This window comes from Streptomyces sp. NPDC017936, assembly GCF_044328485.1.
GTDB lineage: Bacteria > Actinomycetota > Actinomycetes > Streptomycetales > Streptomycetaceae > Streptomyces.
The window spans coordinates 139637-153652 of the sequence record NZ_JBIRHK010000020.1; the positions used below are offsets into that span (position 1 = coordinate 139637).

Here is a 14016-nt window from a genome sequence, read left to right on the forward strand (position 1 = left end):
GGGGTCGGGACGGACCACCCCGCCTGCCGGCCTGCGCGGCGGGGGCCGGTGCGGCCTCCGGAACGCCTAGAAGCCGTCCGCCCGCTGTCGCTTCCTGTCCCGCCACATCGCGTCGAGGGAGAGGACGGGCGCCCCGGCCAGGGCGAGAGGGACCCAGCAGAACATGTACGGCAGGTCGTTGCCGTAGTAGTAGGGGTCCGAGGCCCAGCTCACGGTCAGCCAGAGGCTGAGGGAGATCAGTGCGCCGCCGAAGGCGGCGAGGCGGGTCAGGAGGCCGAGGAGGGCGCCGATGCCGACGGCGAGTTCACCGAAGGCCATGGCGTAGCCGAAGCCGGTGGGGCTCTTCAGGGCGAAGTCGACCAGGGCCGGGACGGCCGAGGAGTCACGGACGGCACGCATGGTGTCGCCGATGGAGCCGGCGCCGCTCGCCTCGAGGAAGGCTCCGTCGGTGAGTTTGTCGAGGCCGGCGTAGACGAAGGTGACGCCGAGGAAGACGCGCAGGGGAAGAAGGGCGTACCGGGTGGCGGTGTCCCGCCAGTCACGGTCGCCGTTGAGGTAGGAGGTGCGGGTGTCCGTTCGCATGCTGTGAGTCATCGCCCGTGGTCGCCTCTCGCCCGACGTGGTGGGACCCCTCAGCAGACCTTACGTACGAAAGGGGAGGCGCGCTCAGCGGTTGACCGGACTGGCCCAGGGATGTCCCTGCAAAGGGTGCTCCCGCCCCGGTCGGCTCCCTCAGCTCCGGGCACCGCGGTTGTTCCGTCCGCACCGGCGGCTCCGGCTGCACCGGCGGCTCCGCTCGCTCACTCTCCCGCTCCGCGCGTTCGGCGCGTTCCGTTCACTCCGTCACGTCGATCGCGTACCGGTTCGTCTCCACACCGGCCGCCGTCACGACCTGGACCTCCACCCGGCCCGGTTCGACCTCCGCGGGGACGGGGACGGTCAGGACCCCGTCGGTGGGGTTGCTGAAGCCACCGGTGACGGGGACGAGGGGGACGTGGACGTGGACCGTGCCGATGCGGACGACCATGCGGGAGAGGCGGTCGGCCGCCTGCGCGCCGGGCGGGACGAAGCCGGCGCCGCGGATCTCGATGTCGTCGCCGGTGCGGATCGGGGCGTCCAGGTCACCGGCCTCCCGGGAGCGGACGACGGACAGGATCACGGGGCGGCCGCCCTCCGCGTACTTGCCGGCGAGGTAGGTCGCGGCCGAGACCAGCACCACCACGGCGAGCCCCCAGGGCAGGTCGGGCAGCTGGTCGGGGCGGCGGGCGAGACGTACGGCGGCGAAGGCCAGGGCGACGGCGCTGATGACGACGTACTGGATGTCGGCGAAGGTGCCGCGGCCCGAGTCGTCGGTCAGCAGGTCGGCGGCCCGGGGCCGGTGCGCCCGGACCTTCTGCAGCCGCTGGCCCAGGACGCGCAGCCCGACCACCCGGCGCACCAGCACGGCGATCGCGCAGACCACGGCGAGGACGGTCACCACGCCCGCGCCACGGGCGAGGTCGAGGCCGGAGATCAGCGCGTCGCGTTCGGCCGGGCCGGAGGCGGCGGCCAGCCGGCCGGCCAGGACCAGCACGGCGTAGGCGACGAGCAGCACCCAGCCGGCGGCGACCGCGCGGGAGGTGGACAGGCGGTTGTCCTCGCCGATGACGGGGGCGAGCGCACCGCCGCGCGCCCGGTGGAACCAGGAGGCGACGGTCAGCGCTCCGGCCGTGACGAACGCGGCGAGCAGTCCGGCGGTGCGGGCCGTCGTCCAGCCCGCGCCGATCGCGGTGAGGGACTGCACGAGCAGCAGGAGGACGACCGCCGCCCACACCGTGACCGCCGTACGCGTCCACAGGCGGGCGAGCCAGGCGTCGCCCTCGGCCCGGCCGCGTTCGGCGACGAGTTCGGCGGACTGGGTGAGTTCCTCGGAGACCCACTGGCGGGAGGCCGAGGCCGAGTGGGCGACGGCGGCCGGCAGGCCCTGCCCGGCGGCGAACTCGTCGCGCTTCAGCAGGAACTCGGCGACCGCCCGCCGATGCCCCTCGCGTGCCCCGTGCGGACAGTCCCCGCAGGTGCAGCCGCCCTCGTGCGCGGCCGTCCCCGGCCCCTGTCTCGCTTCCTGCACCGCCATGACCGACGCCTGCCTTCCCCGCGACCTTCACGGCCGGCGGCCCCCGAAGAACCGGGCCGCGACCCTGTGGACAACTCCCCTGCGACGACGACGAATTGTGCCCTACGGCACACCCTTCGCCTGAGGCAGGTCTGGTCAGCGCGGGTGATGAGGAGCCCGCCGTGTTGACCCGGTCGCGAGGATCTCGCCGCGAGCGCGGTGTGACGGCGGGAAGGGGCCGATCCGCTGCCGCAGGCGACGGGCGGGCGCCCGCTCCACGACCGGTGGCCTCCGCCGTCTCACGGGCTCGGACCGTCTCCTCGCGCGGACCCGGCCGACCGGCCCGGCCAGTACGGCTAGCTCAGCAGGTCCGGCTCGCTCCGGCTGATGTCCCGCCAGAGCGGCTGGTAGTTGATCCAGGCCACGAGGTCGCCGCCGAGCTGTTCACGGGTGGCCACCGCCGCACGGTGGTCGATGAGCACCGGGCGGCCGACGGCGCGGGCGGTCAGCTGGACCTGGCTGGAGCGTTCCATCGACAGGAACCACCAGGCCGCCGCGTCCACCGAGTCGCCGACGGTCAGCAGCCCGTGGTTGCGCAGCACGAGTGCCTTGTGGGTGCCGAGCGCGGACGCGACCCGCCGGCCCTCCTCGGCGTCGACGGCGACACCGGTGTAGGCGTCGTAGAGGGCGTGGTCCTCGTAGAAGGCGCAGCTCTCCTGGGTGATCGGGTCCAGCAGTTCGCCCAGGGCGGCGAGGGCGCGCCCGTGCACCGAGTGGCAGTGGGCGACGGCGACGACGTCGGGCCGGGCGGCGTGGACCTGGGCGTGGACGGTGAAGGCGGCCTGGTTGACGTGGTAGCGGCCTTCGACGACCTGCCCGTCCCGGTTGGCCAGCACGAGGTCGCTCACGGTGACGTGCTTGAAGGGCACCCCGAACGGATTGACCCAGAAGCAGTCGCTGTACTCGGGGTCGCGTGCGGTGATGTGCCCGGAGACCCCGTCCTCGAAGCCGAGCCGTCCGAAGATCCGCACCGCGCCCGCCAGCCGTTCCTTGCGGTGCCGCCGCTCGTCCTCGACCGACTCGTGCATCGGGGGCATGGCGAACTGGAGCCGGTCGGTGGGCAGCGGGGCAGGCGGCGTGGGACCGTGCGTCGGTCCTCCGGCACTGGGTTGCTTCACGGGGCGGAAGGTACCGCTGGTCAGCTCAAAAGGGCAGAGCCGTTATGCAAAGATGTCGATTTCCGTCACCTGTGGAGCATGTCTTGTCACTCGCCGATCGTCACCTCACCTCCCTCATGCGGCAGATCGCCTCGCGCGACACCGTCGAGCTCATCCATCCCTTCACGGAGTGGCAGACGTTCGGCGCGCTGGCGTACGTGGCCGAGTGCTACGGCTTCCGCTACGAGAGCGTCCGGCTGGTCGGCAGGCAGCGGGTGGTGCACGTGCAGCTGGTCCGCGACCCCGGCCCGGCAGCCCGGCAGCGGGCCGCCGCCAACTCGGCGGCCTTCCCCGACCCCGGCCCCGGCCGCCCCGTCCCCGGGATGTACCTGGGCTCGCTCACCCCGGTCCCGGAGGCCCAGGCGGACGTCGACCTCCTCACCACCCTCATCCGCTACGAGGCCCTGGAGGTGGCCGGCGACCCGGTCCGGCTCCGCGTCATCGCCGGGGGCTCCGCGGTGCTGTTCCTGCTGCTGGCCGTCCTGACCGGCAAGTACGCCGTCCTGCTCCCGCTCGCCGTCGCGCTGCCGCTCGGCGTGCTGGGAGCCCTGCGGCTCAACGCGTCCCGTCGCGCGAAGCTCGCCGCGCGGCTCACGGCGGGGGGCTGCGCGCTCGTACGGGACGGGCACGGCCGGGAGCGGTACGTGCGGCCGGTGCCGTACGCCGTCTGACCGCCGCGTCCGCCGTCTGACCGCCGCGTCCGCGGGAATACCGGACGGAGGCTGTCGGGTATCGCCGTCACACTCCCCGTATGACTGTGAACTGGGCAGCCTTCGTGCGCGCCGAACCCGACCTCGCGCGGACCGTCGAGGAGCGGTTCGCCGCCTTCACCCACCATGTCCTCGCGACCCTGCGCAAGGACGGCTCTCCGCGGACCAGCGGCCTGGAGGTCCGTTTCCTGGACGGCGAGCTGTGGCTCGGCATGATGCCCGGCTCGCTCAAGGCGCTCGACCTGCGCCGCGACCCCCGGTTCGCGCTCCAGGCCAATCCCGGGGAGGGCACCGGCATGGGCGGCGGTGACGTCCGGATCTGCGGGCGGGCCGTCGAGGTCGGGGAGGGGGAGGCCAAGGCCGGATACGTGAAAGAGGTGGAACCGCCGCAGCCGTTCCACCTCTTCCGCACCGAGCTGACGGAGGTCGTACGGACCTACGTCGAGGACGACGCGTATCTGGTCGCCCAGGTCTGGAAGCCCGGAGAGCCGGTGCGGGCTCTCAGGCGGACCTGACCCCGGGAGGGATCACTCCCACTCGATGGTGCCCGGCGGCTTCGAGGTCACGTCGAGGACGACCCGGTTGACGTCCCGCACCTCGTTGGTGATCCGCGTCGAGATCTTCGCGAGCACGTCGTAGGGCAGGCGCGACCAGTCGGCCGTCATCGCGTCCTCGGAGGAGACCGGGCGCAGCACGATCGGGTGGCCGTAGGTGCGGCCGTCGCCCTGGACGCCGACGCTGCGGACGTCCGCGAGCAGGACCACCGGGCACTGCCAGATGTCGCGGTCGAGGCCGGCCGCCGTCAGCTCCTCGCGGGCGATGGCGTCGGCCTCGCGCAGCAGGTCCAGACGCTCCTTCGTCACCTCGCCGACGATCCGGATGCCGAGGCCCGGGCCCGGGAACGGCTGGCGCTGGACGATCTCCTCCGGCAGGCCCAGTTCCTGGCCGACCATGCGGACCTCGTCCTTGAACAGCTTGCGCAGCGGCTCGATCAGCTTGAACTCGAGGTCCTCGGGCAGGCCGCCGACGTTGTGGTGCGACTTGATGTTGGCGGTGCCGGTGCCGCCGCCGGACTCGACCACGTCCGGGTAGAGCGTGCCCTGGACGAGGAACTCGACCGCCGGTCCCTCGTCCGCGATGATCTCGGCCTGCGCCTGCTCGAAGACCCGGATGAACTCGCGGCCGATGATCTTCCGCTTCTCCTCGGGGTCGGAGACCCCGGCGAGCGCCTCGAGGAACCGCTCCTGCGCGTCCACGACCTTCAGCTGCACGCCGGTCGCCGCCACGAAGTCCTTCTCGACCTGCTCGGTCTCGTCCTTGCGCATCAGGCCGTGGTCGACGTAGACGCAGGTCAGCTGGGAGCCGATGGCCTTCTGCACGAGCGCGGCGGCCACGGCGGAGTCGACGCCGCCGGACAGACCGCAGATCGCGCGCTTGTCGCCGACCAGCTCGCGGATGGCGGCGACCTGCTCCTCGATCACGTTGTCCGTGGTCCAGGCGGGGGTGAGGCCCGCGCCGCGGTAGAGGAAGTGCTCCAGGACCTGCTGACCGTGCGTGGAGTGCATCACCTCGGGGTGGTACTGCACGCCGTACAGCTTCTTCTCGTCGTTCTCGAAGGCGGCGACCGGGACGACGTCGGTGGACGCCGTGACGGAGAAGCCCTCGGGGGCGGCGGAGCAGGCGTCGCCGTGCGACATCCAGACGTGCTGCTCGGCCGGGGTGCCCTCGAAGAGGGTGGAGGACGCCTTGGAGACCTGCAGGTCGGTGCGGCCGTACTCACGGGCGCCGGTGTTGTCGACGGTGCCGCCGAGGGTCTGCGCCATCAGCTGGAAGCCGTAGCACATGCCGAAGACGGGGACGCCGGCCTCGAAGATCGCGCGGTCGAGGCGGGGGGCGCCCTCCTCGTACACGGACGAGGGGCCGCCGGAGAGGATGATGGCCGCCGGGTTCCTGGCGAGGATCTCCGCCACCGGCGTGGTGCTCGGGACGATCTCGCTGTAGACCCGGGCCTCGCGGACTCGACGGGCGATGAGCTGGGCGTACTGCGCGCCGAAGTCGACGACCAGGACGGTGTCGGGGGCGGCGGCAGCGGGAGTCGCTGATGACACGGGAGCCTTCCGGCGGTGTGGGGCGGGGTCTCTGTGCTGGCCAATTCTACCGAGGTGAGCGTCGGAACGGTCCCGTCGCCGGAGACCGCCGCCTCCGGGCCCCCCGCCGCGGCCCCGGACGCGTGCCCGGACCGGCCCGCGGAGACCGTCTCAGGATCCGAACGCCGTTGGCCGCCGGTCCCGGCCGGTGCATACTGGACCCATGCTCACGCACACGACCTGCTTCTTTACCTATGGCACCCGGCCCGCCGGCTGCCATGGTCGTCCTGCTTGAGCGAACCGCCGAGCGACTTCCCAGGCGCCCCGGGCCGACAAGGCCCGGGGCGCCTGTCGTTCTCCCGGGCCCTGCCGTTCCGGGGCGCTCCACCCACCACCACAGGAGCACCCCCATGACCGTTCTCGACGTGACCGGCGCCCGCACCCCCGAGGCCGCCGACGTGATCACCGGCGCCCGTGAACGCATCGACGCGCTCGACGACCGGATCATCGGCCTGATCCAGGAACGGATGGCCGTCTCCGCCGTCGTCCAGGAGGCCCGGATCACCTCCGGGGGCCGCCGGGTCAACCTCTCCCGCGAGATGGAGATCCTCGGCCACTACAGCGAGGCCCTCGGCAGGCCGGGCACGGCCCTCGCGATGACGCTCCTCGAACTGTGCCGGGGTCGCATCTGAGTTCGGGCCGCGTCTCACCCGTACGGCGCGTGACCGGCTCCCGGACGGCTTCGTTGGTCCCGGTGTCCGTTCCAGCCAGGGGCGGGCCCGGAAGAACCACGCGTGGCTCGCTGGGGCGATGAGGCGTACGGATCGTGCCGTGCGCCGTGGGACCTCGCTCCAGGGATGTGACCGGACGGCAGGGGACAGCAGCCCGGTCACCCAAGAGAACGGTCGGCCCCGGGGACGCCCGGGGTCGGCCGGCGGAACGGCGACAACGCGCCCGGGCCGGGGCGAACGGTTGCGGCCGCCGCGTCCGTCCGGCACGACGCGGAGAAAGCCCCGAGTTCCGCCACGGACGACCGCATCGCGCCCCGCCGCACCCACAGGAACCGCGGTGGGCGCCCTGCCCCGCTCCACCACCAAAGCCCGGACCGGCCGCGCGCCCCGCGCACGCCCCGGAGGCGACCCGGAGCGGACGGGGGCGCTCGACACGGACCGGCGGCGCGACCCCCCGGCGCCGCCCCGGGCACCGGCGCCGCCCTGACGCCGGTGCCGACGAGAGGGAAGGGCCCCGCGGATCCGCCCCGCGGGGCCCTTCGCCCGCCGGAACACCGGCGGCGCCTCGCGCTCCCTGCCCGCCGGCACGCCGGCACCCCCGGCCGTCAGCGCTCACCTCTCCGCGCGTGACACAGACCACATAAAAATTCTGTGAGAGCTCGTACAACCTTTCACAGGCTTCACTGATCGAACCTCTCGACACAGGGCCACACCCGCGCCCCACGCGGAGCCCTCCACACTGGACTCCTTGAGGTCTTCATGAAGCTTCGCCGTGCCATGGCAGCCGCTGCCGCGACGGCCGCGATAGTGCCGCTGGCGCTGCTCTCCGCCCCGGCCGCGTTCGCATCGGACACCGACTCCGCGTCTCCCTCCGCAAGCGCCTCCGCCTCCGCCAGCACGTCCCCGGACGCCTCGGCCTCCGCGTCGGCCTCCGCATCCGAGACGACCGGAACCTCCAGCTCGCCGAGCGCCTCCGCGTCGGAGTCCACCTCCGGCTCCCCGAGCGCCTCCGCGTCGGAGTCGACCGGAACCTCCCCCTCGCCGAGCCCCTCCGTGTCGGAGCCGGACCCTGAGCCGTCGATCTGCGAGGACACCAAGGTCGACGTCAGCATCACCGGCCTGCCGGGCAAGATCGCCGCCGGCAGCGGCTGGCACAAGTTCTCGCTGGACGTGTACAACGACTCCGACTCCGCCCTGCAGGACCTGAGCTTCCTCGCCGGGGCCTCCTCCGACGAGCTGGGCGAGGACCTCTTCGAGAGCGAGCAGGTCCAGCTGCAGGCCTGGAACCCGGACGACAAGGTCTGGGAGAACGTGGACGAGTTCGGCTACGCGGTCGGTTTCGTCGGCTACACCGACGAGCTGAAGCCCGAGTACGAGGTGAACATCCCGCTGCGCGTCAACGTCAAGGCGTCCGCCCCGGTCGGCTCCGGCTTCTCCCTGGGCGCGACGATCTACGGCGACGGCGACGCGAACTGCACCGGCTTCGGTGAGGTCTCGTACAAGTTCAAGATCGTCGCTGCCGGCACCGACACCGACGGCACCAAGCCGCAGGAAGGCGGCAAGGCCCCGGTCACGGACACCAAGCCGAGCAGCACCACCCCGCAGGTCACCGGCAGCCTCGCCGAGACCGGCTCCAGCTCCGCCCTGCCGATGATCGGCCTGGTCGGCGGCGTCGCCGTCGTGGCCGGCGCGGGCGCGGTCTTCGCGGTGCGCCGCCGCAAGGCGGAGGCGTAAGCCTGAACAGGCCCCCGTGGCCGTCATGAGAGAGAGGGACCTGCGCTCGGAGGGGGGCGCAGGTCCCTTCTTTCGTGTACCGGTTCCGTTTTCGTGTACCGGCTCCGCCTACTGCTTCGGCGGTACCGCCGGCACCCCCAGGAACGGCAGCCGCAGCGCGGCGAAGGCCTCCGCCGGGACCGCGGGCGACGTGGGCTCCACCGGATCGAGGCGCTCGTACGCCGCGCCCTGCGCCGGACGCGGGTCCTCCTCGCCCTTGTTGGGCCAGAAGGACATCGCGCGCTCGGCCTGGGCGGTGATCGTCAGGGACGGGTTCACGCCCAGGTTCGCCGAGACGGCCGCGCCGTCCACGACGGAGATGCCGGGGTGGCCGTACAGGCGGTGGTACGGGTCGATGACGCCGGTCTCGCGGGACGAGCCGATCGGGCAGCCGCCGAGGAAGTGGGCGGTGAGCGGGGTGCCCATCAGTTCGCCGACGTTGGAGCCGGCGAAGCCGTTGATGTCGGCGGCGAGGGCGGAGGCGGCCTCGGACGCCGCCTTGATCTGCTTGGGGTTGGGGCTGCCGTGGCCCTGGCGCGCCGTCAGCAGGCCCTTGCCCACGCCCGTCCGCTTCAGGTACGTCGTCAGGGAGTTGTCCAGCGACTGCATCACCAGGCCGATGATGGTCCGCTCCGACCAGCGGCGGTTGGACAGGGAGCGCAGGACGAGGACGGGGTGGCGGGCGGCGTTCGCCAGCCAGCCGGCCACCCGCGACGAGCCCTCCGCGTACGGGACCTGGAGGATCGACAGGCTGCCCATCGAGTTGGAGCCCTTGCCGTAGCGGACCGGTTCGATGTGGGTGTTCTCGTCCGGGTGGATGGAGGAGGTGATGGCGACACCGCGGGTGAAGTCGGCCTTGGCGTGGCCGGTCGCCCTGCGGTAGCGGCGGTCGTCGGTCTGGGCGCCGACCAGCGCCTCGGAGTTGGTGCGGGTCAGCTCCCCCAACCGGTCGGAGAGGTGCGGCAGCCGGCCGTTCGCCTTCATCCGGTGCAGCAGGGTCTGGGTGCCGTAGGTGCCGGCGGCGAGGACGACCCTGCGGGCCGTGAAGGTCCTGCCCGCCGCCTTCTTCCTCCGGTCGGTGGGGAGGGTGGCCACGGCGTAGCCGCCCCGCGAGTCGTCCGTGACCGACATGACCGTCGTCAGGGGGTGGACGACCGCTCCCGCCTTCTCGGCGAGGTAGAGGTAGTTCTCGTTCAGGGTGTTCTTCGCGCCGTGGCGGCAGCCGGTCATGCACTCGCCGCACTCGGTGCAGGCCCGGCGGGACGGGCCCGCGCCGCCGAAGTACGGGTCCGGGACCTCCTCGCCCGCCCGTGCCCTGACCTTTCCGTCGGCGTCCTGGCCGTCCCCGAAGAAGACGCCGACCGGCGCCATGTGGAAGGTGTCCCCGACGCCCATCCGTTCGGCCGCCGCCTTCAGGTGCACGTCGGAGGGGGTCGTGGTCGGGTTGAGCCGGACGCCGAGCATCCGCCGGGCCTGGTCGTAGTACGGCTTCAGTTCCTCCTGCCAGTCGGTGATGTCCCGCCACTGCGGGTCGTCGAAGAAGGCCTTCGGCGGTACGTACAGGGTGTTGGCGTAGTTGAGGGAGCCGCCGCCGACGCCCGCGCCGGCCAGGACCATGACGTTGCCCAGCAGGTGGATGCGCTGGATCCCGTACAGGCCGAGCTTCGGGGCCCAGAGGTAGTTCTTCAGGTCCCAGGAGTTCCTGGGGAGGGTGGCGCGGGTGAAGCGGCGGCCGGCTTCCAGCACGCCGACGCGGTACCCCTTCTCCGTGAGGCGGAGCGCGGTGACGGAACCGCCGAAGCCCGAGCCGACGACGATGACGTCGTAGTCGTACACGGCCTCGTCCCGGGGCCGGACGGAGTTCTCCTGTGACACGTGCTCTCCTCGTTGAGAACGGGTGCTGTCTAGCGGAAGCGGAAGGCCTTCATCAGCCGCAGGCTGCGGCTCATGAACCGCGCGTACTGCTCGTCGTCCATGCCGAGCGCGGGCGCCATCGGCAGCAGCCGCTGCTGGGCGACGGTCTGGGCCTCGGTGTACTTGAGGATGCCCTCGGAGCCGTGGCGCCGGCCGAGGCCGGAGTCCTTCATGCCGCCCATGGGCGACTGGACGCTGCCGTAGGCGGGGGCGTAGCCCTCGTTGACGTTGACCGTGCCGGTGCGCAGCCGGGCGGCGACCTCGCGGCCGCGGCGTCCGTCCCTGGTCCACACCGAGGCGTTCAGGCCGTACGGCGTGGAGTTGGCGAGGTCGATCGCCTCGTCGTCGGTCGTGAAGCGGTAGACCGAGACGACCGGGCCGAAGGTCTCCTCCGTGCACACGGACATCGGTTCCGTCACGCCGTCGAGGATCGTCGGCTCGTAGAAGTACGGGCCGACGTCGGGGCGGGCGACACCGCCGGCCACCACCGTCGCGCCCTTCGCCACGGCCTCGTCCACGTGCCGCTTCACCGTCTCCAGCTGGCGTTCGCCGACGAGGGACCCCATGTCGGCGCCGTAGGCGAGGGAGGTGCCCAGGCGCATGGCCCCGGTGCGGGCGGCGAAGCGCTCCAGGAAGGCGTCCGCGACCGACTCGTGCACGAACAGCCGCTCGATGGAGATGCAGAGCTGGCCCGCGGAGGAGAAGCAGGCGCGGACGGCGCCGGCCGCCGCCTTCTCCACGTCGGCGTCCTGCAGGACCAGCATGGCGTTCTTGCCGCCGAGTTCGAGGGAGACCCCGACCAGGCGGGCGGCGGCGCCCTGGGCGACCTCGCGGCCGGTGCGGGTGGAGCCGGTGAAGGAGACGTAGTCGGCGTGCCGGACGACCTCCGGGCCGACGACCGGACCGTCGCCGAGGACGACCTGGAAGACCCCGGCGGGCAGGCCGGCCTCGACGAGCAGGTCGCGGGCCCACAGGGCGGTGAGGCAGGTCTCGGTGTCGGGCTTCATCACGACCGCGTTGCCCGCGACGAAGGCGGGGAGGGCGTCGCCGACGGACAGCTCCAGGGGGTAGTTCCAGGGCGCGATCTGGCCGACGACACCGCGCGGGTGGCGCAGTTCGGTGACCTTCGTCAGGGTCGGCACGGCCCCCGCGTGCCGCTTGGGCCTCAGGTAGGCGGGGGCCTTGCGGCCGTAGTGACGGGCGGCGACCGCGACCGCCTGCACCTCTTCGTGGGCGTGGAGCCGGGCCTTGCCGGTCTCCAGCTGGATCAGGTCGAGGACCTCGGCCTGGCGCTCCAGCACCAGGTCGTGGAAGCGGAGCAGGACCGCGGCGCGCTCCCGCACGGGCACCCGCGCCCACACCTGCTGGGCGGCCCGGGCCGCGGCGAACGCCTTCTCCACGTCCTCGGGGGTGGACTCGGGCAGGTCGGCGAGCTTCTCGCCGGTGAACGGCGTGTGGTTCGCGGTGCGCCCGGAGCCGACGACGCCCTTGGTCAGGTGGGCGACGAGCTGGGGGGTGACCACGTCGGCGGCGGTGCGGACGCCGGTCGGGGCGGGGGCGAGGGGATTGGTACCGGCCGTGGTCGTCACGTCGGTCGTGGTCGTCGCGCCGGTCGTGTCCGGGGCCTGCGAGTCCGTCATGAGGCGCAGGGTATGACGCGGGGAGGGCTTTTGGTACCCGTCGGTAATGGGCATTCACCGACCACACACACGACGCCAGTGGTCACTGGCAACGAACGCGCTGATCAGGGCGTTGTTCCACGACCTCCGGTGAAACTACGGCGTCTCGATCCGCAGCCGGTCGCGGGCCGCCCTGAAGACCGCGGTGCCCCGCTGCTCGTCCGGTGTGCCCTTCGGCATGTCGACGCGCAGCTCGTACATCCGGTCGTCGTCGGTGAGGACGAACAGCTCCATCACCCGGGTCGGGGAGCCGGCCGGGCCGTAGGTGGTGTCGGCGAGGACGGCCCCGTGGCCCCGGAAGGTGGTGGGGGTGGTCCGCGTCCGCGCACCGCCGTCGTGGCCGTCCCGGGTCTCGTGCGCCTCGGCGGCCCGGCCGGCCGGTGAGGCGGGTGCGCTGTCCCACTGGGTGAGGCGTACGTCCACGGGGCCCGCCGAGTAGACCACCAGCCGGGGCTGGTCGCTCGCGCTTCCCCGGCGGGCGGACTCCCGGTACCGGGCGGGGAGGGAGAGGACGGCGTCCATGCCGGGCTCCCGGTGGGCCGTCCAGGAGGCGGGGGAGGAGCTCGCCGCGGGGGCGGGGCCCGACGCGACCGGCCCGTGCGACGCGGTCCGGTCGGTGGCCGCCCCGCTGTCGGGCCCCCAGAGGACGGACGTGCCGAGCCAGGCGCCACCGGCGAGAACGGCGGAGAGGAGGGCGAGGGGAGCGGGACGCCGGAGGAGGGGGCGCCGGTCTCCCGGGCCTGTCGCGGGGCCCGGCCCGCTCTCCCCCACGGCGCCGTCGGCGCGTTCCGGCCCCGGCCGTGCCGTCCCCGGGTCGTCCCCGGGCCGCCGCGGTCGCCGCACGTGCTGCGGCCCGGCCTCCTCCGCCCCCTCCCCCGCCTCGTCGGGGGACGGCGGCTCCGGTCGCCCCTCCGTCACGGCCTCCAGCGCCGCGGCGACCTCCGCCGGGTCCGGCCGCCGGTCGGGGTCCCGGACCAGGAGCCGGCGCAGGAGCGGACCCAGGGGGCCGGCCCGTTCCGGCTCGGGCGGGTCCGCGGCGAGGATCGCGGCGAGCGTGGCCTTGGGGGTCGTACGGCGGAACGGGGACCGGCCCTCGACGGCGGTGTGGAGGAGGACGCCCAGGGACCACAGGTCGCAGGCGGGGCCGGCGCCGCGGCCGGACATCCGTTCCGGGGCGACGAACTCCAGGGAGCCGACGGACTCGCCGCCGCGGGTGAGGGACTCCTCCCCCTGGACGTGCGCGATGCCGAAGTCGGTGAGGACGACGCGGCCGTGGGCGCCGAGCAGGACGTTGGCGGGTTTCACGTCGCGGTGGACGATGCCGACGGCGTGGGCGGCGCGCAGGGCGCCGAGGACGGCGAGGCCGATGCGGGCGGCCTCGGCGGGCGCCAGGGGTCCGCGCCGCAGCACCTCGTCCAGGGACTCGCCGCGGACCAGCTCCATCACGATCCACGGCGGGCCGTCCGGTCCGGCCCCGTCCTCCTCCACGACGACGTCGTGGATGGAGACCGCGCAGGGGTGGTCGACACGGGCGGCGGCCCGGGCCTCCCGGTAGAGGCGGTGGGCGGCCCGCCGGTGCGACTCGTCCTCCGGGCCCCCGGGCAACCGGGGCTGTTTGACCGCGACTTCGCGTTCCACGAGTTCGTCGCGGGCCCGCCAGACGGTGCCCGTGCCACCGGAGCCGATACGTTCCAGCAGCCGGTAACGGCCGCCCACCGTACGGCCCTTGCCGTCTCCGGGGTCCCCGCCAGCACTCATGCCCCATGCCTACCACGAGCGGGCCCCCGTACCCACCGTCCCGGCCCGAACCGCC

The 14016-nt window shown here is 73.2% G+C and carries 12 protein-coding genes; 4 read left to right on the forward strand and 8 right to left on the reverse strand.

Annotated features, from left to right (window positions below; all coding sequences use genetic code 11):
• Window positions 1-66 precede the first annotated feature (66 nt).
• The 3 genes from ACH4F6_RS33655 to ACH4F6_RS33665 all read right to left on the reverse strand — a co-directional run bounded on the left by ACH4F6_RS33655 (window position 67) and on the right by ACH4F6_RS33665 (window position 3270).
• Window positions 67-594 carry a DoxX family protein gene (locus ACH4F6_RS33655; protein ID WP_397964162.1) on the reverse strand — a complete coding sequence of 176 codons (528 nt, stop codon included), beginning with the start codon at window positions 592-594 and terminating at the stop codon, window positions 67-69.
• Between the two features lie 241 nt (window positions 595-835).
• Window positions 836-2113, reverse strand: a complete 1278-nt coding sequence (locus ACH4F6_RS33660; RefSeq protein WP_397964163.1) for a hypothetical protein — start codon at window positions 2111-2113, stop codon at window positions 836-838.
• A gap of 335 nt (window positions 2114-2448) precedes the next feature.
• A complete protein-coding gene (locus ACH4F6_RS33665) occupies window positions 2449-3270 on the reverse strand; it encodes a class II aldolase/adducin family protein (RefSeq protein ID WP_397964164.1) in 822 nt (273 codons plus the stop codon).
• 83 nt (window positions 3271-3353) lie between these two features.
• Between ACH4F6_RS33665 and ACH4F6_RS33670 the strand changes: the two genes are divergently transcribed.
• Both ACH4F6_RS33670 and ACH4F6_RS33675 read left to right on the forward strand, forming a co-directional pair.
• Window positions 3354-3980, forward strand: a complete 627-nt coding sequence (locus ACH4F6_RS33670) for a hypothetical protein (protein WP_397964165.1) — start codon at window positions 3354-3356, stop codon at window positions 3978-3980.
• A gap of 80 nt (window positions 3981-4060) precedes the next feature.
• The gene (locus tag ACH4F6_RS33675) at window positions 4061-4534 is read left to right on the forward strand and encodes a pyridoxamine 5'-phosphate oxidase family protein (RefSeq protein WP_397964166.1); all 474 of its coding nucleotides are present in this window, start codon (window positions 4061-4063) and stop codon (window positions 4532-4534) included.
• 12 nt (window positions 4535-4546) lie between these two features.
• Here ACH4F6_RS33675 and guaA read toward each other — a convergent pair whose 3' ends face one another.
• Window positions 4547-6127 carry a glutamine-hydrolyzing GMP synthase gene (gene guaA / locus ACH4F6_RS33680; protein ID WP_397964167.1) on the reverse strand — a complete coding sequence of 527 codons (1581 nt, stop codon included), beginning with the start codon at window positions 6125-6127 and terminating at the stop codon, window positions 4547-4549.
• 257 nt (window positions 6128-6384) lie between these two features.
• Here guaA and ACH4F6_RS33685 point away from each other — a divergent pair, with 257 nt between their 5' ends.
• A complete protein-coding gene (locus ACH4F6_RS33685; RefSeq protein ID WP_397964168.1) occupies window positions 6385-6798 on the forward strand; it encodes a chorismate mutase in 414 nt (137 codons plus the stop codon).
• A gap of 719 nt (window positions 6799-7517) precedes the next feature.
• Here ACH4F6_RS33685 and ACH4F6_RS33690 read toward each other — a convergent pair.
• A complete protein-coding gene (locus tag ACH4F6_RS33690) occupies window positions 7518-7931 on the reverse strand; it encodes a hypothetical protein (protein WP_397964169.1) in 414 nt (137 codons plus the stop codon).
• On the opposite strand from ACH4F6_RS33690, the gene ACH4F6_RS33695 reads away from it, so the two are divergent.
• Window positions 7891-8571 carry an LAETG motif-containing sortase-dependent surface protein gene (locus ACH4F6_RS33695; RefSeq protein ID WP_397964170.1) on the forward strand — a complete coding sequence of 227 codons (681 nt, stop codon included), beginning with the start codon at window positions 7891-7893 and terminating at the stop codon, window positions 8569-8571. The genes ACH4F6_RS33690 and ACH4F6_RS33695 overlap by 41 nt on opposite strands.
• A gap of 108 nt (window positions 8572-8679) precedes the next feature.
• On the opposite strand, the gene ACH4F6_RS33700 is transcribed toward ACH4F6_RS33695, so the two are convergent.
• The 3 genes from ACH4F6_RS33700 to ACH4F6_RS33710 all read right to left on the reverse strand — a co-directional run bounded on the left by ACH4F6_RS33700 (window position 8680) and on the right by ACH4F6_RS33710 (window position 13961).
• Complete coding sequence (locus ACH4F6_RS33700) at window positions 8680-10485, reverse strand: GMC family oxidoreductase N-terminal domain-containing protein (RefSeq protein ID WP_397964171.1); 1806 nt, start codon at window positions 10483-10485, stop codon at window positions 8680-8682.
• A 29-nt stretch (window positions 10486-10514) separates the two neighbouring features.
• Window positions 10515-12164 (reverse strand): succinic semialdehyde dehydrogenase, encoded by a 1650-nt coding sequence (locus ACH4F6_RS33705; protein ID WP_397964172.1) that lies wholly within the window; start codon window positions 12162-12164, stop codon window positions 10515-10517.
• 135 nt (window positions 12165-12299) lie between these two features.
• Entirely contained in the window at window positions 12300-13961 is a 1662-nt protein-coding gene (locus tag ACH4F6_RS33710; RefSeq protein WP_397964173.1) for a protein kinase, read from the reverse strand.
• Window positions 13962-14016 lie beyond the last annotated feature (55 nt).

Excerpts from the sequence above, each read along its gene's own strand:
- ACH4F6_RS33685 (WP_397964168.1), top strand. The coding sequence starts at position 6,385 with ATGGTCGTCCTGCTTGAGCGAACCGCCGAGCGACTTCCCAGGCGCCCC.
- ACH4F6_RS33660 (WP_397964163.1), bottom strand. The coding sequence starts at position 2,113 with ATGGCGGTGCAGGAAGCGAGACAGGGGCCGGGGACGGCCGCGCACGAG.
- ACH4F6_RS33655 (WP_397964162.1), bottom strand. The coding sequence starts at position 594 with ATGACTCACAGCATGCGAACGGACACCCGCACCTCCTACCTCAACGGC.
- ACH4F6_RS33675 (WP_397964166.1), top strand. The coding sequence starts at position 4,061 with ATGACTGTGAACTGGGCAGCCTTCGTGCGCGCCGAACCCGACCTCGCG.
- ACH4F6_RS33710 (WP_397964173.1), bottom strand. The coding sequence starts at position 13,961 with ATGAGTGCTGGCGGGGACCCCGGAGACGGCAAGGGCCGTACGGTGGGC.
- ACH4F6_RS33705 (WP_397964172.1), bottom strand. The coding sequence starts at position 12,164 with ATGACGGACTCGCAGGCCCCGGACACGACCGGCGCGACGACCACGACC.